At 36.6% G+C, this 19,560-nt stretch carries 15 protein-coding genes and 2 pseudogenes; 11 read left to right on the top strand and 6 right to left on the bottom strand.

What is annotated here, in order from left to right:
• The first annotated feature begins 35 nt into the window (after positions 1 to 35).
• From M948_RS32770 to M948_RS32750, 5 genes are all read left to right on the top strand, one after another.
• The gene (locus tag M948_RS32770) at positions 36 to 917 is read left to right on the top strand and encodes a helix-turn-helix transcriptional regulator (RefSeq protein WP_021290698.1); all 882 of its coding nucleotides are present in this window, start codon (positions 36 to 38) and stop codon (positions 915 to 917) included.
• Between the two features lie 256 nt (positions 918 to 1,173).
• Positions 1,174 to 1,641, top strand: coding sequence for a nucleoside deaminase (locus tag M948_RS32765; protein ID WP_021290697.1), 468 nt, complete (start codon positions 1,174 to 1,176; stop codon positions 1,639 to 1,641).
• A gap of 101 nt (positions 1,642 to 1,742) precedes the next feature.
• Positions 1,743 to 2,711: an LLM class flavin-dependent oxidoreductase gene (locus M948_RS32760; protein WP_021290696.1), complete on the top strand. Its 969-nt coding sequence runs from the start codon at positions 1,743 to 1,745 to the stop codon at positions 2,709 to 2,711.
• 94 nt (positions 2,712 to 2,805) lie between these two features.
• A complete protein-coding gene (locus M948_RS32755; RefSeq protein ID WP_021290695.1) occupies positions 2,806 to 3,057 on the top strand; it encodes a GlsB/YeaQ/YmgE family stress response membrane protein in 252 nt (83 codons plus the stop codon).
• A gap of 103 nt (positions 3,058 to 3,160) precedes the next feature.
• Positions 3,161 to 3,808: a peptidylprolyl isomerase gene (locus M948_RS32750; RefSeq protein ID WP_031335413.1), complete on the top strand. Its 648-nt coding sequence runs from the start codon at positions 3,161 to 3,163 to the stop codon at positions 3,806 to 3,808.
• A gap of 213 nt (positions 3,809 to 4,021) precedes the next feature.
• Here the strand turns inward: M948_RS32750 and M948_RS43630 are convergent.
• Positions 4,022 to 4,174 (bottom strand): annotated as a pseudogene (locus M948_RS43630) (helix-turn-helix transcriptional regulator); the annotation flags it as partial.
• Between the two features lie 480 nt (positions 4,175 to 4,654).
• On the opposite strand from M948_RS43630, the gene M948_RS32745 reads away from it, so the two are divergent.
• The 3 genes from M948_RS32745 (at position 4,655) to M948_RS32735 (ending at position 8,011) form a co-directional block, all read left to right on the top strand.
• On the top strand, positions 4,655 to 5,596 hold the full coding sequence (locus tag M948_RS32745; protein ID WP_021290693.1) for an aminoglycoside phosphotransferase family protein: 942 nt from the start codon (positions 4,655 to 4,657) through the stop codon (positions 5,594 to 5,596).
• A gap of 69 nt (positions 5,597 to 5,665) precedes the next feature.
• Positions 5,666 to 6,352, top strand: a complete 687-nt coding sequence (locus M948_RS32740; RefSeq protein WP_021290692.1) for a DUF421 domain-containing protein — start codon at positions 5,666 to 5,668, stop codon at positions 6,350 to 6,352.
• A 477-nt stretch (positions 6,353 to 6,829) separates the two neighbouring features.
• Entirely contained in the window at positions 6,830 to 8,011 is a 1,182-nt protein-coding gene (locus M948_RS32735; protein ID WP_308436505.1) for a bis-aminopropyl spermidine synthase family protein, read from the top strand.
• Between the two features lie 66 nt (positions 8,012 to 8,077).
• Here M948_RS32735 and M948_RS32730 read toward each other — a convergent pair whose 3' ends face one another.
• The gene (locus M948_RS32730) at positions 8,078 to 9,259 is read right to left on the bottom strand and encodes an MFS transporter (protein WP_051170061.1); all 1,182 of its coding nucleotides are present in this window, start codon (positions 9,257 to 9,259) and stop codon (positions 8,078 to 8,080) included.
• Between the two features lie 357 nt (positions 9,260 to 9,616).
• On the opposite strand from M948_RS32730, the gene M948_RS32725 reads away from it, so the two are divergent.
• Positions 9,617 to 13,801, top strand: coding sequence for a GH92 family glycosyl hydrolase (locus tag M948_RS32725; protein WP_021290688.1), 4,185 nt, complete (start codon positions 9,617 to 9,619; stop codon positions 13,799 to 13,801).
• A 20-nt stretch (positions 13,802 to 13,821) separates the two neighbouring features.
• Here the strand turns inward: M948_RS32725 and M948_RS32720 are convergent, their stop codons facing one another.
• The gene (locus M948_RS32720; RefSeq protein WP_369759872.1) at positions 13,822 to 14,391 is read right to left on the bottom strand and encodes a macro domain-containing protein; all 570 of its coding nucleotides are present in this window, start codon (positions 14,389 to 14,391) and stop codon (positions 13,822 to 13,824) included.
• 175 nt (positions 14,392 to 14,566) lie between these two features.
• Between M948_RS32720 and M948_RS43625 the strand changes: the two are divergent.
• A pseudogene (locus M948_RS43625) lies at positions 14,567 to 15,043 on the top strand (DUF6157 family protein).
• On the opposite strand, the gene M948_RS32710 reads toward M948_RS43625, so the two are convergent.
• From M948_RS32710 to M948_RS32700, 3 genes are all read right to left on the bottom strand, one after another.
• On the bottom strand, positions 15,027 to 16,376 hold the full coding sequence (locus M948_RS32710; protein ID WP_021290685.1) for a gluconate:H+ symporter: 1,350 nt from the start codon (positions 16,374 to 16,376) through the stop codon (positions 15,027 to 15,029). The pseudogene M948_RS43625 and the gene M948_RS32710 overlap by 17 nt on opposite strands.
• 76 nt (positions 16,377 to 16,452) lie before the next feature.
• Positions 16,453 to 17,133: a GntR family transcriptional regulator gene (locus tag M948_RS32705; protein ID WP_021290684.1), complete on the bottom strand. Its 681-nt coding sequence runs from the start codon at positions 17,131 to 17,133 to the stop codon at positions 16,453 to 16,455.
• 267 nt (positions 17,134 to 17,400) lie between these two features.
• Entirely contained in the window at positions 17,401 to 18,270 is an 870-nt protein-coding gene (locus M948_RS32700; protein ID WP_021290683.1) for a LysR family transcriptional regulator, read from the bottom strand.
• Positions 18,271 to 18,431: 161 nt separating this feature from the next.
• On the opposite strand from M948_RS32700, the gene mmgD reads away from it, so the two are divergent.
• On the top strand, positions 18,432 to 19,538 hold the full coding sequence (gene mmgD / locus M948_RS32695) for a citrate synthase (RefSeq protein WP_021290682.1): 1,107 nt from the start codon (positions 18,432 to 18,434) through the stop codon (positions 19,536 to 19,538).
• Positions 19,539 to 19,560 lie beyond the last annotated feature (22 nt).

The following is a 19,560-nucleotide window of genomic DNA, read 5'->3' as shown; positions in this document are numbered from 1 at the left end:
TTGATATGCTTTATATATGGGAAGGGAGCGGGGCCATGAGATATGAGGAAATAATTAATGAAGTTATTCAGTATATAGAAGGAAATTTGCATCAATCAATAGGGACTGAAAAAATTGCTCAGCTAGCAGGACTCTCTGAATTTCATTTCCATCGAATTTTTAAACAAACAATCGGTTTGTCTGTATCAGAATATACCCGTAAAAGGCGTCTCGCAAATGCAGCGATTAGGTTGCTATATACAAAGGATCGAATTATTGATATTGCTTATGATTATTGCTTTGAGTCTCAGGAAGCTTTTACAAGAGCGTTTAAAAGATATTATCAAATCCCGCCTGGTCAATATAGAAAGGTGATGTCATGGGTGACAAAACAAAAGGAGGAAAATAATATGAACAATGGTTTAAAGGGATGGTTTTTAAGCGGAGTAGACCCATTTAATTATGAAATAGGAAAGGACCATAAGGTGGTCCATCAAGGGAAAGCGTCAGGTTATATTAAATCAACAAAGGTATTGGATGCTACTCATTTTGCGACAATGATGCAGCAATTTAAAGCAGATAAATTTATAGGAAAAAGAATGAGATTATCCTGTTTTCTTAGAACAGCATGTGTTCAATCCTTTTCTGGTATGTGGATGAGAGTTGATGATGCTGCTGAGGATGTCTTACAATTTGATAATATGAGTAATCGGCCAATAAAAGGAGATACAGGTTGGAATCGATACACTATCGTATTAGATATACCGAAGGAAAGTAAAATGATTGCATTTGGAATAATCTTATCGGGTCAAGGGCAGGTTTGGGTTGATCACGTTTGTTTTGATGAAGTAGGTAAAGACGTTCCAACAACTAATTTAGAAATCGAACCACAATTACTTAATGAGCCAATCAACTTAACATTTGAAGATGAAATATAATGTTCTCTTTTTATAAGCTGCAATTTATCGCAGCTTTCTTTTTTATATTAAGAAATAAACAGATATAGTAAAAAGGATAATCCTTTTTTTCTATAATATAAATATCCGAACTTTTTAGTATGCTTCTACTAGGTTGGTATCCGATAGTAAAATGGAAGAGATGATTTATAACTTTATAAAAACGAGGAATAATTAAAATAGCTTCAATTATTCTAGAATAGAATATGGAAAATACCTTTTTAATAGGGGGAAGTAGATGAAGTTAGAATTCATGAAGATGGCAGTTGAATTGGCAGTCAATAATGTGAAAACAAACAATGGTGGTCCATTTGGAGCAGTCGTTGTAAGGGATGGGAAGGTTATCGGAGAGGGATGTAATCAAGTAACGGTGATAAACGATCCTACAGCACATGCCGAAGTACAAGCTATTCGCAATGCATGTAAGCATGTAAATGATTTTCAATTAGCAGACTGTGAAATCTATACGAGTTGTGAACCATGTCCCATGTGTATGGGAGCAATTTATTGGGCACGGCCGAAAGCTGTTTATTTTGCTGCAACTAAAAAAGAAGCAGCTGATGCAGGTTTTGATGATGCATTTATTTATCAGGAATTAGATAAGCCCATTGAAAAAAGGAAACTGACAATCAAACAAATGCAATTTGAAAAGTACAATCTTCCGTTTGTAAGTTGGTTGGAAACGGATAAGAAAGTGGAATACTAGGGGTAACCACCTTTTTTATTAGAAAGCATATGCTTTGGTGAATGGTTTGATATTTCGCTATCATAATAGTTAATGATAGAGGTGAAAAGGGGAAATCGATCATGAGGTTTGGCATATTGGATCAAATGGCACAGCCAAAACAAAGTAGTGCAGAGGAAGTAGCTGCAGAAACGATCAAAGTTGCTCAATATGTTGAACAATTGGGATATCATAGTTATTGGTTCGCAGAGCACCATGGAACGAAGGGGCTTGTATCCAGTTCACCAGAGATTATGATGGCCGCTATAGCAAGCAATACAAAGCAATTATCGGTCGGGAGTGGTGGGATTCTTCTTCCTCAATATAGTGCATATAAAGTGGCTTCTCAATTATTACAGTTACAAGCACTGTTTCCAGATAGAATAGAGGCAGGTGTCGGCCGCTCTCCAGGTGGTAGTGAGCGCATTAGGGCCCTATTGGCTGATGGAAAGCCAAATCAACAGGAGGAATATCCTGATAAATTAGCGGCCTTAGCACGTTATCTCAATAGAGAAGGGAGTGTCCGAGCAGCACCACGTACAAAAGAATCCCCGAAACTTTTTTCATTAGGTCTGGGAGAAAATAGTGCAGAACTTGCGGCTAAGTTAGGAATTGGCTATGTTTATGGACATTTCATTAATCCGTACAGAGGAGAAGCTGCCCTTCAAACGTATCAAGAAACATTTACTACTGGTTATCTAAACAATCCACTTGCACGTTCAGCAATATTTATTGTTTGCGGTGAGTCCGATGATCATGCAGAAGAATTAGCAATAAGCCAAGACGCTTGGTTACTTCAAGTAGAAAAAGGATTGGATAGTCGTGTGCCTAGTGTAGTAGAAGTAAAAGCAAGAAGCTGGAATGAGAAAGACAGACAACGGATACAAAACAACCGGAAACGGATGATTATTGGCGGCCCATCCAAAGTAAAAGAGGAACTACAAGTCTTATCTGAACGGTATCAATGTGATGATTGGCTTATCCTTACCAATATATACGATAACCATGAAAAGTGTATGTCCTATCAACGAATCATTGAGATGTTTCCATAATTAATTCGAATAAATCTATTTATTGGTATATGTATAAAAAAACAATTACTGGGCAATTTAAACCTAATTGTTATATTATACGGAGGTATGAATAATGGGATTTATTTGGTCTTTAATTATTGGAGGAATTCTTGGATGGTTGGCGAGCCTAATTGTTGGTCGTGACGTCCCTGGGGGAATAATAGGAAATATTGTTGCTGGTTTTGTAGGAGCATGGTTAGGTTCTCTTATTTTAGGAGAATGGGGACCAGAAACTGGTGGTTTTTATATCGTTCCAGCTTTAATCGGAGCGATTGTATTAATTTTCATAGCGAGTTTAATTATGAAAGGTATGCGTAATAATTAGATATTATCAAACAAAGGCAGCTCTTTTCTCTATAAGGGAAAGGTAGTTGCTTTTTTTCATGTTATAATACAGACAAGCAATATTTATGAGGGGAGAGTAAAAGATGAACCATCTGTTACAAAAGTGGAAATGGCCTCTGTTTATTCTTCTTATCGTATTCGCTTTAGTAGGATGTAGCGATATGACGGAAGAAGGGAAAGCAGGAAAGAAAGAAAACAATCAAAACTATCCAGAAGATGTAAGCGAAAATCCGATTGCAACCATAACCATGGAGAATGACCAACAAATTTCGATTGAGCTCTATCCAGAAATAGCACCGAATACGGTAGCAAATTTTATTAGCTTAGCGAATGATACGTTTTATGACGGGCTCACTTTTCATCGAATAATTCCTGATTTTATGATTCAGGGCGGTGACCCGCAAGGAAACGGAACTGGCGGACCAGGATATTCAATAGAAGGAGAATTTAGCTCGAATGATTTTACAAATGATCTAAAGCATGAGCGTGGTATTATTTCCATGGCAAGATCAAATGCTCCTAACTCAGCAGGTTCTCAATTTTTTATCATGGTTGCAGATGCGCCTCACTTAGATGGAGATTATGCTGCATTTGGAAAAGTCATTGATGGAATGGATGCGGTAGATAAAATGGTGGAGATGAGTATAGATGCTGCTGAATCCCCAACGATGAAATCTGTTACTATCGATACCATGGGTTACGATTACCCAAGCCCAGAAAGAGTAGAATAAGGTACGATGAGATATCATCCTAGGAAGGATAATTAAACTTGTATGCACTAATTAAAACAATACGTACGTTTGGATGGGGCACCTCAACCTAAAACAACACTTGCGGAAAAAATGAAAAATTAGTTTAGCGAGAGTGCTTGGATACTCCCTCAAAAGCCCCATACAAATATAGCGAAGATGATTCACCAACTTATTATTAATCACCACCGTAAAAAATAATGCGTCCACTCGAGTATTTAGCACAAAAGCAATTTGAAATGCTAATTTTAGTGTAGGGTTATATTTACTGTTTTCAATTGCATTTATGGTATGTCGAGAAACGCTACATTGCTTCGCTTTACGTAAACGTTTCATTTGATTCTTCATTTAGTCTCCAAACCTTATTTTAAAAAAAACGTAAGCTAAGTAAATAAATAATAGAAATACAGCAATGTAGAAACGAAGACCATTCCTTCGTTGATTGATTCAATAGCTTACTTTACCAATCTTAATAGTAAACAAAATAAATATAACCGAAAACGTGTAAGATTACGCCTTCATAAATTATCGAATGTGCTTTTTGTATAGGTATTTCTCATTTCTACCCATTCCTCGTTATATATATCCGTAATGAGTTTACTCACATCTATATCGTCCGTTTTTGCTTGAAATACTAATTCGCAATCTTGGCATTGCACTAAATGGAATGTTGGATACGAATAATATTCGCAAATAGTTTCTGAATCACAGAGATAGCATTTATTGGTTCCATTCTCATATACGACATTTACATCAAATATCGTACTCTATGAGAGTGAAAAAGGTGTATTCGGCAATAAAGGAAATTCCAAAAGAAGGTGAAATGAAATGAACCGTCTAACTTCTATGTTAAAAACATACTATAATTTAGAATTACCAACGATACAAGAACAAAAAGGAGGTTGGGCTTCGCTTGCTTATAAAGTGTCGATCGGAACTGAGGCCTACTTTCTAAAGGTCTATGAAAAGCAACGGGCTTCCACGCCAAAGTATACAGAGTTAATCAACGATTATGCACCAGTCCTTAAATGGTTAGAAGAAAATACGGAATTAAATGGCCATCTTCCAGTCCCTATTTTAACAAAGAATGACAGTTATACCTGTGAAGATGATCAAGCCGTATATATGGTATACAACTATATTGAGGGGGATACGATTGGTGATACAAAATTATCGCAATCCCAAATCATCCATCTTGCGAAATTACTATCCAAATTGCATACGTTTGGTGAAAAAGAAATACCCATGAACTTATATGCACTCAAGGAATCGTATGATCTTCCGTTTTTAAGTCAGCTAACCAAAAGTTTGAAAGCAATAGAAAAGCTTCCAACTGACATTAGAGAACTGCTATGGTTTTATCAGGATCCTTTGGAGCAGTTACTATCTGAAATGAAAAGGTTAGCTTCGTCATTAAAAAATGCCAAATTAACGATGAGATTGTGTCATACAGATCTCCATTATTGGAATTTAATGCAGACATCTAATCAACTTATTCTAATTGATTGGGAGGGGTTAAAACTAGCACCTGTCGAAGCAGATTTAATGTTCTTTGTTGATAAGCCTTACTTTAAACAGTTTCTAGATGTTTATCGACAGAGGCATAACCAGTTTAAAATCAATGAATCCGCTCTTCAATTTTATCAACTTCGCAGAAAACTAGAAGACATCTGGGAGTTTCTCGAACAGTTGATGATTGATAGACTGGAAGGAAGAGCAAGGCAACACACGATAAACATATTAAAAAAAGAATTAAGTACCTTAATTTAATACAAGGATATTTCGCGGTATAAAAATCACCTCCCTTCGAAATACTTGTACTAGATGGAGGTTGAGCGAATGAGTGTCTTTGAATTACTATTAAAGATCGTGGTATCTTTTCTCGTATTGCTATGCTTAGCTAGATTGATGGGAAGAAAAGAAATTAGTCAAATGACATTTTTTAATTTTGTTTCCGCGATGACGATTGGTTCCATAGCTGCAGATACAATTATGAATCAACAAACTCATTTACATATCGGAATGATAGCTCTTATTGCATGGGCTTTGTTTACAATACTGATGGGATATTTGGATATTAAATCAAAGAAGGTAAGAAAAGTGGTGAATGGCCAGCCTATCACAGTCATAAAAAATGGGGTACTGCTGGAAAAGTCCTTGCGCAAGACAAGATTAACGATTGACTCTCTGCAATCTTTATTGCGAGAGAAAAATATCTTTTCGATAAATGATGTGGACCAGGCGATTTTTGAAACAAGTGGAAAGTTATCGGTATTGCAAAAACATTCGAAGCAGCAGCTCTCAAAAACGAAAGATAGCCCTGAACCAGTAGAAGTTATTTCAAGTGGAAAAATAAATGTAACTAATTTAGCTAAATTAAATTTGGATATCCCTTGGTTAGACCGGCAGATTCAGGAAATTGGCATTGCTACCATATCGGAAATCACTCATGCAGAAGTAGAACCAAAGGGCTCTCTTTATATTCAGATAAAGAATAAGCCAAAAAATGAAAGGAAGCAAAGCTAATTGTATTGTTGATGTATTTATGTTATGCTTACGACAACTCTATATGAAGAGGAGATAATTTCATGTTAACAGGTGTTTTCAACTAATTCAGTAACTAAATAAGGTTAAAATTCACTTCATTTTATTTGAGTAAATATAAATGTTTTTTCGTGATGAATTTTTAACCTTCTGAATTAGCAAGAACAACGGTTAATTTGTCTTTATTTCTATCGTGAAACCCAAATCCGTGCTGTTCGAGTACGGATTTTTCTGCTTTTTAGGGGTTCTCTAAGTCAAAGACGGCGAATGGCGTATGTTCATTTGCTGTCTTTTTTACATTCGAGTGGAAGCGATAATTATAGAGGGAGCAAGGGATGGTAGAAAGTTACATCCAGTACAACAGTTACGCCTTTTACAATTTAAAGGAGGAATGAATGATGAATGTAGAAAAGCAAGTTAGCCGATGGAAGGAAAATAACGAGATTATATGGAGGTATCATGATGATAAAGGTGATAGAACAGGTAAATGGAAACCTTGATTTAGAAGAAGGTTCTCTTGTAATTGAGCACTTGATGATTGAATGTTTTTTAACTCCTGGAATTTCCACGAAAATATTGGCCAGAAAGGTTTTATTACCAGTGCCTGTTACAGTTGCAATAAAAAAAGAGTTAATTGAAAATGGATTATTAAAGCAGGACAGAGGAGTACGGTGTACACAAAAAGGAAAAGCCCTTGTTGAACAATCGTTGGACTATAAAGGATTAGATAAACAGCTCCATGAACGGTTATTATCAAGACCAGATAACTTGGAAGCTGATTTGGACAGTATTCTTATCATTCTTCATGATTTGTTTTCCAAACGTCCCCAAGTAAATGTGCAATTAGATCAGTCTTTGTGTACTCCTGAAACAAGCTTACGGAGAGCTATTCTATGTTTAAGTGAACGTTCTCTTATTGGAAAGCGAATATTATGTGTGGGCGATGATGATCTTGTAAGTGTAGCTATAGGTTTACTTCTACAAAAATTATTTCCTAGGAAATCGGAGTTTCATACATGGATTGATGTAATGGATATTGATACTCGTTTTCTTGCATTTATTAATAAAATTGCAAAGGAAAAAAACTTACCAATTACATGTATAGAGCATGATATGCGAAAACCAGTCGCTAGTGCGTATGTCAGCAGATATGATTGCTTTCTTACTGATCCGCCCTATACTTTACAAGGGATGGAACTATTTGTTTCACGGGGAGTTCATGCCTTAAAGAGGCAGAGTGGCATGCCTATTTTCTTATCATTTGCACACAAATCACCAGCATTTATGCTGAAAATGCAGCAAATATTCATTCGTTTAGGATTGAGTGTAACAGCTACATTACCTCAATTTAATCATTATCTTGGTGCTCAGATGATTGCTAACCAAAGTCAGATGTTGATTATGAAAACAACGACTTCAACCGAGATACCAATTGATTTATTACAAGAATACCAAGACCCAATATATACTGGAGAAATGAAGCAGTCGTTTCGTATTTACCGATGTAAAAGTTGCGGGATAGAAAGGAAGGTAGGGGCCAACTTTCCGTTTAAAACAATCGAGCAGTTAAAAGAAAGTACCTGTCCAGTTTGTTGTAACAATACGTTTCTTTTAATCAAAAAAAGAACAGGAAATAAATAATCAAGCGGATAGATACTTGCTTACAAAGCGGTATCTATCCTGTCTTATTAGTATAAATAAGCTATGTTATTGAACCGACTGTTCCTTATTGTCTGTTTTGATACATTTCCATACCAAAAGGAGAAGGAAAACCCCAATTATTCCCATGACCATATAAGTCAGGTTTAAGAAATGATTCATCGTCATCGATATAACCGGAGGACCTAAGGCAACTCCGATGAATCTACAAGAGCTGTAAAATGAAGTAATGGTGCCACGTTCCTCTTTCTCAATTCCTTCAGTTATCATTGCGTCGAGTGTGGGGAGTATTGCTCCAATGGCAGTACCTAGTAACGAGGTAATGATAAGCAATAGGATTAAGTTATTACTTGTGTAGCCTACAAAAATAACGCTTACAGAGGAAATGATTAAGCTTAGCATGATTACGCTTTTCATAATCTTTAAATTACCTTTAATTGTTCTACCTGTAATATAAGAAGCAACACAAAGGCAAAAGAGAGGGATAGCTAAGACAAACCCTTTTTTTACATCGTACAAGCTATGTTGTTTTTCAAAAATATCCGATAAGAAAAATAATACCCCAAATAAAACAAGCATTAAATGAATCCCAATGAAAAAGACGGTATAAAGCCATTTACCATCATTTTTAAAGATTGTTTTTGTCTTTTCATAAAACGTTCTAAATCGCGGTGGTTCTTCCTTCTGTTTTGGAACCTTTATAAAGAAAAAAACAAGAACAATTGAAATTAGGCTGAAAAAAGAAATGGAGAAAAACGGTAAAAACCACAAAAATGAAGCAAACAGTGCTCCGAGAATAGGACTTAGTACTTTTCCAAAAGTATTTGATGTTTCAACGATTCCTAAACAAGAGCTTGTCTTTTCATCATCATCTTTATAGAGATCACCAACTAATGGTAAAATGATCGGTGCTGCTCCAGCAGCGCCAATGCCCTGCAAAATACGACCAACGATGATCCATGAAAACGGATCAGCCATTCTCCATGATGCCATACCAGCAATAATGCCGCCAATCATGGCTAGTATTAAACTAGGTAAAATCACGATTTTTCTTCCATAACGGTCAGATAAGTAACCAGCTACCGGAATAAGAAAGATGGCTGCAATCGAATAACTGGTAATGACCATGCTGGATTGAAAAGAAGTGATTCCGACCTTGTCTTCAAATATAGGTAAAACAGGAATTAGCATCGAATTACCTAACGTCATTACTAGCGGAATGGATGCCATGCTTACAATGCACCATTTGCTTACTTGTTGGTTGTTTTCTTCGTTTATCACAATAGACACCTCATTCTTTCCTACTTCATATAATTCCAATTGATTTGAATTCCTATACGAATGAAAATGTATGGTAAATCATGCTAAAGCTATCATTACAAATTCCTAGCCTAGTCAGTCATTACTAAATTCTTGTAGTTATATAGCCCATGAGCATAGAAAAATCCAGCTTTTCATAAGAAAATCCTAAAAATAAGTTGTATTCTGAAGGGAGATTATAACATGATGTTTGTAAGCGTTATCAATAATGGGAGGGGGAGAGATTTTGAGTAACCATACTATTTAAACCTGGGAGGGAATGAATCATTGAAGTTTTATCAATTTAAGAAGTATGGTAGGTATGCGTTTTTTGCAATCCTCTTAACTTTGCTTCTTACATCAGCAAGTAATATGGTGACTCATGGACAAGAGATGGATTTTTTTACTTCATTTGAAGAAAATGACAGAACCTCTACGTGGGAAAATACAGTTGAGGTGGATAGAGAGGGGGACGAAAAAGCATCAGGTATTGATGGCAATATTGATGAAGATAGAATCCAAGGGGATATAACAGATAAAGTGCAAAGCATTACAGCAAGTGCGAATAATCCCCCAAACGAAATCGAAGAAAAGTTAATCGATAATGATCAAAATACGAAATGGTTGGCATTTGAATCCGATGGTTGGATAGAGATGGAATTATCTGAGAAGGAGAAACTTGTAAAATATGCGTTTACTTCGGCAAATGACTCTCCAGAAAGAGATCCGAAGCAATGGAGCGTCTTTGGTTCCTCGAACGGTGAAGATTGGGTCGAAATTGATTCGCGAGAAAATCAATCTTTCGAGAACCGATTTGAACGGAAAATTTATACCTTTGAAAATAATCGGGCGTACAAGTATTATCGTTTTGAATTACGAGAAAATCATAGTGGTGATATTATACAATTGGCCGATATTGCCCTTTCCAATGGGGAGGATACTCCGGAAGAGCCACCAACCGATATGAAATCGTATCAAAGTGATGGACCACCAAGGTCTTATACAGCAAAAACGAATGTCGGTTGGGAAGGATTAAAGGCATTTACGTATGAGGGTACACATCTTTCTAAAGGAAGGGCGTATTCCTATAATAAGGTGTATGATGTTGATATTCCTGTAACTGCTGAGACAAAGCTTTCGTACTTTATTAGTCCATTATTTATGGATACGAAGGAAAATGATTATTCAAGTACGTATGCTTCCATCGATCTTGCCTTTAGTGATGGTTCTTATTTAAGTGAACTAGGAGTGAAAGATCAGCATGGAGTTGTACTCCATCCGACCAAGCAAGGGAATTCCAACACACTCTACCCAAATCAATGGAATTATAAAGAAGCAATGATTGGGGAGGTAGCTAAAGGGAAGACAATCAAAAGAATTTTAGTTGCTTACGATAACCCAAATGGACCGACAACCTTTAAAGGATCTGTTGATAATATAAAAATCGGCGATGCAATTGATGAGGAAGCAGATAACTTTACGGATTATGTTAATATTTTAAGAGGCACTCAATCAAATGGTACATTTTCTCGGGGGAATAATATACCGGCAGTAGCTGTACCGCATGGATTTAATTTTTGGACACCAGTTACAGATGCTGGCTCTACCAGTTGGCTGTATAGTTATCATCAAGATAATAATGAGGAAAATCTTCCAGAACTAGAGGCATTCTCCGTCAGTCATGAACCAAGCCCATGGATGGGAGACAGGCAGACCTTTCAAGTGATGCCTTCAAGTACGGAAGGAGAACCGACAGCTGATCGATCAGAACGTGCATTAGCTTTTCAGCATAAAAATGAGATCGCCAAACCACATTATTATAAAGTAAGCTTTGAAAATGGCATTGTCACAGAAATGGCCCCAACGAACCATGCAGCGATGTTTCGTTTTACGTTCCCAGATAATCAATCGAAGCTAATTTTCGATAATGTAAATAATAATGGTGGATTAAGCTTACATCCCGAATCACAGAGTCTTTCTGGTTACTCTGATGTTAAAAGTGGCCTCTCAGCAGGAGCGACAAGAATGTTTATCTATGCAACCTTTGATAAACCGATAGCGGAGTCGAGCAAGCTTCCAGGAAATGATCGAGATAATGTGGCGGGTTATTATAAATTTGATATTGGAAATAGCAAGGAAGTTAATATGAAAATAGCTACGTCACTAATTAGTGTGGAGCAAGCAAAGAAGAATCTACAGCAGGAAATATCGCAAGAGGATAGCTTGGAAGATGTAAAAGAAAAAGCAAATCAACAATGGAACGACAAGTTACGTCGAATTGAAGTAGAAGGAGCAAATTATGATCAACTAACTACCCTGTATTCGAATATGTATCGCTTATTCCTATATCCCAATATAGCATATGAAAATGTTGGCTCGGTGGCAGAACCAGTATATCAATATGCAAGTCCTTTCTCTGAACCAGTTGGTGAAGATACACCTACAGAGACTGGTGCAAAGGTGAATTATGGTAAACCATATGTGAATAATGGGTTCTGGGATACTTATCGAACAGCTTGGCCTGCTTATACATTATTAACTCCACAGAAAACCGGAGAAATGATCGACGGATTTGTTCAGCATTACAAAGATGGTGGATGGATTTCTAGATGGTCTTCTCCTGGCTATGCAAATCTGATGGTAGGTACAAGTTCGGATATTGCATTTGCAGATGCCTATACAAAAGGGGTTAAGAATTTTGATGTGACGTCATTTTATGAATCGGCATTAAAAAATGCCGCGGTGGTTAGTCCGAGTCAGGCTACTGGAAGAAAGGGATTAGAAACGTCTATCTTTAATGGTTATACCAGTACGGCTATAAGTGAAGGAATGTCTTGGTCCATGGACGGTTATATCAATGATTTTGGCATTGCAAACTTCGCGCGAGCGATGAAGAAACAAGAAAATGGTACGAATCCATATTATGATCAGCTGGATGATGACTATCTGTATTTCTTAAATCGTTCCAGACAGTATCGGTACCTCTTTAATGAACAAGTTCAATTTTTCATGGGAAGAGCTGAAGATGGAAAATGGCGTGAAACAAAAGAAACCTTCGATCCACGAAGTTGGGGAGGGGATTATACAGAAACAAATGCTTGGAATATGGCATTTCATGCTCCGCATGATGGACAAGGTTTAGCGAATCTTTATGGAGGCAGGGAAGGACTTGCTAATAAACTAGACGCATTCTTTTCCACCAAGGAGACAGCTACGTATCCAGGTCATTATGGTGGTGTTATTCATGAAATGCGTGAAGCAAGAGATGTAAGGATGGGCATGTATGGCCATAGTAATCAACCTGCTCATCATATTGTATATATGTATAATTATGCTGGAGAGCCTTGGAAGACCCAAAGCAAAGTAAGGGAAATCTTATCTAGACAGTATATCGGTAGTGAGATAGGTCAAGGTTATGCAGGTGATGAAGACAATGGTGAAATGTCTGCCTGGTATTTATTAAGTGCTGCAGGAATTTATCCTTTAACGATGGGAACAGGGGAGTATGCCATAGGAGCGCCTTTCTTTGAAAAAATGACGATTCATTTAGAGAATGGGAAAGATTTGGAAATTCTTGCTCCTGAGGTTAGTGATACGAATAAATATATTCAAAATGTCACTATAAATGGGGAAGATCATAATAAATTAACCATTTCCCATCAAAGAATTTTGGAAGGTGGCACCATCGAATATGAAATGGGAAGTGAACCTTCCGATTGGGGTACATCAGATGAAGCCTTGCCTAATTCTATTGTAGATACGAAAACAGATGGTACGACTATTCCACTTCCCCCAATGCATGATTTAACCGATAACAATAAATATAGTGGTATTACTAACGAACAGAAACGTTTATTTGATAATGCATCCACAACGGAATGGCATATAGATGATCAAGTAGCTCGTATTCGAACAGAATTTACGAATGCCCCTTTGCAAGCTGAGATGTATACCATCACTTCTGGAGAAGATAAAAAATATGATCCAATAAGCTGGGTGTTAAAGGGATCTAATAATGGGCAGGATTGGAAGATAATTGATTCTAGAGAAAATGAGTCATTTAAATGGCGTAACTATACACGTTCATTTAAAATAGAAAGTCCAAATAAATACAGTCACTACCAGTTGGAAATCACCAAAAACAATGGCGCTGACCGTACAACCATTTCAGAAATCGAATTGCTTGGCTACGATAATCTGAATCAGATCTTCGAGCAAATAACCGAACAGTTAATAAAATTCCAGAAAGCTGAAGATTTGAACAAGGGGATGGCCGACCAAATTATCCATCAATTAGGCAATGTGGAAAAGCATGTTCAAAAAGGGAAAATGGAACAAGCAATTAAACAAACTCGCAATTTAATACAGCATATAGAAAAAAGGAAGAAGCAAAAGAAAATAGATGAATCAGTCTGCAAGCAGATAGAGGCAGATTTATACAGCCTGATTCAGCTAATACAACAAAAGAAATAAGGTCAAACCCGGCGTGTACTTCACGTCGGGTTTATTATCTTATCTAGTTCTGTTTTATAAACGTAATAGTCATCTTTAGAAGATAGTGTCATCGTTGCCTCTCCGAATCGATGGCTTTGTAGATACTGACCAATGGAACGGATCGCTATTTGTGCAGCTCTATCTAGCGGATAACGATAAATACCAGTCGAAATAGAGGGGAATGATATACTTGATAAATCGTAGTTACTTGCTAATTGCAATGAATTTATGTAACAATTCATTAATCTTTGATCTAATGTCGAGGCATTAGACTCATTCCACACGGGACCTACGGTATGGATTACATAGGCTGCTGGAAGTTGAAATCCATTTGTTATAACTGCTTCTCCAGTAGATAATCTTTCCCCATGAAGTTTTTGTTCACGGATGGTTTTGCAAGCTTGTACTAATTTACTCCCAGCAGCTTGGTGAATAGCCCCATCAACACCTCCGCCCCCCATTAATGTTCCATTTGCAGCATTAACAATGGCATCGGTGTTTTGCTTTGTAATATCAGCGACGGTTAGCTCCAATGTATTACCGTTGATTTCAACTTTCAATCTCTTCACCTCTTGGTTCACTGTTGTACTCATGGAAGAAAACGGATCTTATGTCCAGTATAAGAAAATATATGGATGAAGCAGGTATAGGCTAAAGAGATATAGAAACGTATAAAATATAAAATTGGGCTTGGTCGAATACGTAGTGATGAATTCTAGAATACTGAATGGGGGGTGATTTGCCATGAGTTATAAAAATACGTTTATTACTGTTTCGGAGGATTCCACAGCTACTTCAGGGATGGAACCAACTCCAAGAAACAATAAACCAACGATTGCATCAATTGAGTACGAACTAATGAGGGAAAATCCATATACCTATACTCAAGTGGATGTACAATTTCAAACGTAGCTTATTAAGAACAACATTGTCCAGAGGAAAATAGAAGGTATAAGAGAAGCATTCTTTTCTAAATCAAGAGCTTGTTTTCGAGCTTCCCCATTAGTAAAGAAATTTGGTTGGGGTATACATTATGATGAAGATGGAAGAATTGCCATTTACGAAGTTAACAGTAGTTCGTATAACCAATTTCTTCAACAAGAAGGGACGAATATATTAAAAGGAATGCGTTCAAAAAATAGAGTGGTTACCTTCATTTTATTAAAAGACCGAGAACCTGGATTCTCGGTCTTTTATAATGCAATTAAACAAATGCGCTGATCAATAGTATGAACACAAGACCACTTACCGATATAATCGTTTCAAGCATGGTCCATGTCAAAAAGGTTTCTTTAACTGTTAAACCAAAGGACTCTTTTATGATCCAGAATCCGGTATCGTTAACATGTGAAGCGATTAAGCTTCCTGCTCCAGTGGCTAGTACCATTAATGCTAAGTTTACGTCTGTACCTGCCATTAATGGAATTACTAATCCTGCGGTCGTCAAGGCAGCGACTGTTGCAGAACCTTGAGCAATTCTTAAAACAGCAGCAATTAACCAAGCAAGAATGATAGGAGAAATCGCACTTCCTTCAAAAATCTGAGCAACATAGTCACCTACACCGCCGTCAATTAATACTTGTTTTAGAGCACCACCTGCACCAATGATTAATAACATCATGGCAATTGATCTTACTGAACTTTCGGCTGAAGCCATTACATCTTTCATTGGGATGTGTCTTGCCACCCCCATTGTATAGATTGCTAATAGAACAGAAAGTAACATTACCGTAGAGGGTGAACCTAGGATTTCAATAAAATCGAAAAACCAGCCTGTTGCCCCAATTCCTTCTTGGATTAACGAAACGATCGTTGATAGCATCATCAACAAGACAGGAAATAGTGCAGTAAATGCACTTATTCCGAAGCTAGGTGTTTCTTCTAATTTATATTGTTTTGCATCACCAATTTCAGTAAGGCTTCCACCTTCTATTTTTTCAAAAGCAGAAGGGACGAGCCTCTTAGCGATTTTTGCATATAATGGCCCAGCTATTAATGTTGTTGGAATAGCAACAATAATCCCGTAAATGAGTACCATACCTATGTTAGCGTCATACTCTTGAGCAATAACGGTTGGTCCAGGATGTGGAGGCAAAAACCCATGGGTAACCGATAATGCGGCAGCCATTGGAAGACCAAGTGATAAGAATGAAACATTGGTTTGTTTTGCAATTTGATAAATAATTGGAATTAACAATACTAATCCTACTTCAAAGAATAAGGCAATACCAAGAATAAAGGAGGCGATAACTACTGCCCATTGAATATTCTTTTCACCAAATTTATTAATTAGCGTCATGGCAATACGTTGTGCACCACCAGCGTCAGCAATTAGCTTACCAAGAATGGCTCCAAGTCCAAATACTAAAGCAATACTTCCTAATGTTCCACCCATTCCTGATTCAATTGAAGCGACAATTTCATTTAATGGCATACCTAATGCTAGAGCAATTAAGAATGCTACAACTACTAATGAAATAAATGTGTTTATATTTAATTTCATAATTAAAAATAGTAATACAAGCACACCTAGTGCGACGATAAGTAACGGCATATTTATCTTCCTTTCTCTGTGCAAGATAAGCAATACGTAACCCTTTTCACGAATGCTTATGTTTATCTAGTTGAGTTTATTTTGTCTCTCTTTCTTTTTCTAGCATATGCTGTGTATGGAAGTTTTGATAGATTGCTTTAGTTAGTAATTCTCTATCCTTGTTTTGAATAGCTTCAATGATCGAAATATGATTACTAACAATACGTTCTGCGTCTTCTGGTTTATCAATAAACCGTCTTCTCATTGATAGCAGAATAAAGCATTCCATCACTGGTCGTAATTTAGACCATAGAAGCATAATTTGGTTATGATGTATCGTTCTAATTATGGTTTCATGAAAGTCCAAATCTTGTATAGTAAGCCCTTCGGCATCTTGATACTTTACCGAAATACGCATCATTTCAATAATTTGTCTTAACTTCTTTATTAAATCATCATTTTCCGATTCGATTACACGTTCAAGGACAAATGACTCAATCATTTTTCGGATGTCATACATTTCTTCGATGTCGTTTTCTGAGAATCCTATTACAACAGCTCCCATCCTCTCTAGTTGAATTAATCCATCAGAAGAAAGAACTTTAAGTGCTTCCCGGACAGGTGAACGGCTAGTACCGAATTGTGAAGCTATTTTGTTTTCAGAAATAACGGAACCGCTTTCAATACGGTCAGAAATAATCTGCATACGTAATTCAGCAGCTACTCTTTCTCCAATTGATGATTTATCTAACCATTCTTTTGGGTAAAGCGTATTCATTTTAGCATTTCTCCCTAAGACTAATATACTTGTTTATCTTGTATACAAGTATATTACCAGATAATCTAAGAATTTGTAAACCCTTTATTCTTCTCTAAAATAAATTTATAGAATAGCATGTGAAGTTCCAGCTAATTAGTAGTTTTACAAGGAAAATAGCATTAAATTACTAGAAAGGCTTTGGAAAGTTGTGAGAGGTTACTGACTAAAGAAGTGCTTTAACATTACGTAGGCTAGATCAGGGCACTTCATGCATAGAAGGCCCTATTATAATGCTTTAACATCTAAGGTTTGGATAAACCGAACAAATGCATGAACAATATTTAGTTGTAAGGTATCCTCATGATAGTACATCCAAGTCTTGCGTGTAATAGCCTTCCCGGATGCTAGGTGAAGTGGCTTGATAATTAGTTCTCGATATGGACGGACAACAAGATTTGCAATAATTGCATATCCTAGGCCATTAATAACCATTTCTTTACATGTTTCTACTTGATTGACCTGAATATTTATATTTGGACCTTGCTTATAATTACTGTACCACCATTGATCTACGATACTTCGCATTTTTTCATCCGTATGGTAGTCGATACGCGGTAAATCAGGAAGGTTTTCCCATTCGAATTCCCACGGTGAAGCAAGACATATTTCCTCTTCATAAAGTAAATCCTTGTTTTCATTCCATAGATAATCCCCTTTGATAAAACCAATATGAACATCATGATTTAAGATAAGCCGATGCATTTCACTGCTCCATCCAGTAACAACTTGAAACTCAACATTTGGATAGTTTTGTTTAAATAGGCGCAGTAACTTTGGCATTTTATTTAATGCAAAGAAATTAGATACACCAACCCTTATCGTACCAGCAACTTCTTCCTTCATATTATGAAGCTGTTCTTCTATTTTCCGTTGTTCGTGAATCATTCTCTGCGCATGTTGGGCTAACTGTTCACCTTCAGGTGTAAATGTAATCCCTCGTTGCTTTCGAATAATTAGTTGGACACCGTAGTAATTTTCCAGCTTTTTTAATCGGGAGGTTAATGTGGGTTGTGATAAAAACAACTGCTTTGCTGTCTTTGTAATATTTTCGGTTTCATAAAGCACGGACAGCATTTCCCAATCTTGCATTCGCATAGACAATGACACCTCGTTTAGCAATTTGATATTGAAAAAATTTATGGCTGATAATTAAAATTATATATTTTCCTAATTTTCATTTCAATTCTATAATAGAGATAGAAAATAAAGAAATTACAGAAATATAGTGAATCAATAATTCTAAAAGGAGGATATATATGAGTACGAAAGAACAGTATGTCCCAGGATTAGATGGAGTGATAGCTTCAGAGACAGCCATTTCATTTCTTGATACGGAACAAGAGAAAATTATTATACGAGGGCATGAATTAATCGATCTTTCAAAACAGAATGATTATATTGATATTGTGCATCTCTTATTAGATAAAAAACTACCGAATCAAGAAGAAAAAGCTGACTTAGAGAAAAAACTAACTTCAAATTATCATATTCCCTCAAATATAATGGATCTTTTAGCGTTATTACCAGAGCATACGCACCCAATGGATGGTTTACGCACAGGATTGTCAGCGCTTTCTGGTTATGATGAGGATATCGATAATCGTTCCTTGGAAGCGAATAAAAGCCGTGCTTATGCATTATTAGGCAAACTTCCCGCTATTACAGTTAATAGCTATAGACTGATTCAGGGGCAAAAGGCTGTGCAACCAAACCAAGACTTAGCGTATAGTGCTAACTTTTTGTATATGATTACTGGAAAGAAGCCAGAAAATGTAGAGGCCGAAATTTTTGACCGCTCGTTACTTTTGTATAGTGAACATGAAATGCCTAATTCAACATTTACTGCAAGAGTAATTGCTTCTACTAATTCGGATATGTATGGAGCGCTTACAGGTGGAGTAGCTTCACTAAAAGGAAATTTACATGGTGGTGCGAATGAAGCGGTTATGTACATGTTAAATGAAGCAAAATCTGAAGCTGAATTTGAAGAATTGCTTCATAAAAAACTGGTAAAAAAAGAAAAGATCATGGGATTTGGTCATCGTGTTTATATGAAGAAAATGGATCCTCGTGCATTAGTAATGAAGGAATCATTAAAGCAATTATGTGATGAAAAGGGGGACCATCTTTTACTCGAAATGTGTGAAGCTGGAGAGAAAATAATGAAAGAGGAAAAAGGCCTTTATCCTAATCTTGATTATTACGCGGCGCCTGTTTATTGGATGTTAGGTATCCCAATTGGTTTATATACTCCTATTTTCTTTAGTGCGCGAACGGCTGGTTTAGCTGCGCATGTAATAGAGCAACACGAGCATAACCGTCTTTTCAGACCACGTGTTAACTATGTTGGCAAGAGTTATTAAGATCAAACGAATGAAGAACTTT

Source organism: Virgibacillus sp. CM-4 (assembly GCF_000445495.1).
In the GTDB taxonomy this organism is placed as follows: domain Bacteria; phylum Bacillota; class Bacilli; order Bacillales; family Amphibacillaceae; genus Virgibacillus; species Virgibacillus salexigens.
This window is presented reverse-complemented; position numbering and strand designations above follow the sequence as displayed.

What these genes read in the sequence shown, in the direction of transcription:
- M948_RS32765 (WP_021290697.1), top strand. Translation starts at nt 1,174, where the DNA reads ATGAAGTTAGAATTCATGAAGATGGCAGTTGAATTGGCAGTCAATAAT.
- M948_RS32740 (WP_021290692.1), top strand. Translation starts at nt 5,666, where the DNA reads ATGAGTGTCTTTGAATTACTATTAAAGATCGTGGTATCTTTTCTCGTA.
- M948_RS32735 (WP_308436505.1), top strand. Translation starts at nt 6,830, where the DNA reads ATGATGATAAAGGTGATAGAACAGGTAAATGGAAACCTTGATTTAGAA.
- M948_RS32705 (WP_021290684.1), bottom strand. Translation starts at nt 17,133, where the DNA reads ATGAATACGCTTTACCCAAAAGAATGGTTAGATAAATCATCAATTGGA.
- M948_RS32750 (WP_031335413.1), top strand. Translation starts at nt 3,161, where the DNA reads ATGAACCATCTGTTACAAAAGTGGAAATGGCCTCTGTTTATTCTTCTT.
- M948_RS32760 (WP_021290696.1), top strand. Translation starts at nt 1,743, where the DNA reads ATGAGGTTTGGCATATTGGATCAAATGGCACAGCCAAAACAAAGTAGT.
- mmgD (WP_021290682.1), top strand. Translation starts at nt 18,432, where the DNA reads ATGAGTACGAAAGAACAGTATGTCCCAGGATTAGATGGAGTGATAGCT.
- M948_RS32730 (WP_051170061.1), bottom strand. Translation starts at nt 9,259, where the DNA reads ATGGCATCCATTCCGCTAGTAATGACGTTAGGTAATTCGATGCTAATT.
- M948_RS32710 (WP_021290685.1), bottom strand. Translation starts at nt 16,376, where the DNA reads ATGCCGTTACTTATCGTCGCACTAGGTGTGCTTGTATTACTATTTTTA.
- M948_RS32700 (WP_021290683.1), bottom strand. Translation starts at nt 18,270, where the DNA reads ATGCGAATGCAAGATTGGGAAATGCTGTCCGTGCTTTATGAAACCGAA.
- M948_RS32770 (WP_021290698.1), top strand. Translation starts at nt 36, where the DNA reads ATGAGATATGAGGAAATAATTAATGAAGTTATTCAGTATATAGAAGGA.
- M948_RS32755 (WP_021290695.1), top strand. Translation starts at nt 2,806, where the DNA reads ATGGGATTTATTTGGTCTTTAATTATTGGAGGAATTCTTGGATGGTTG.
- M948_RS32745 (WP_021290693.1), top strand. Translation starts at nt 4,655, where the DNA reads ATGAACCGTCTAACTTCTATGTTAAAAACATACTATAATTTAGAATTA.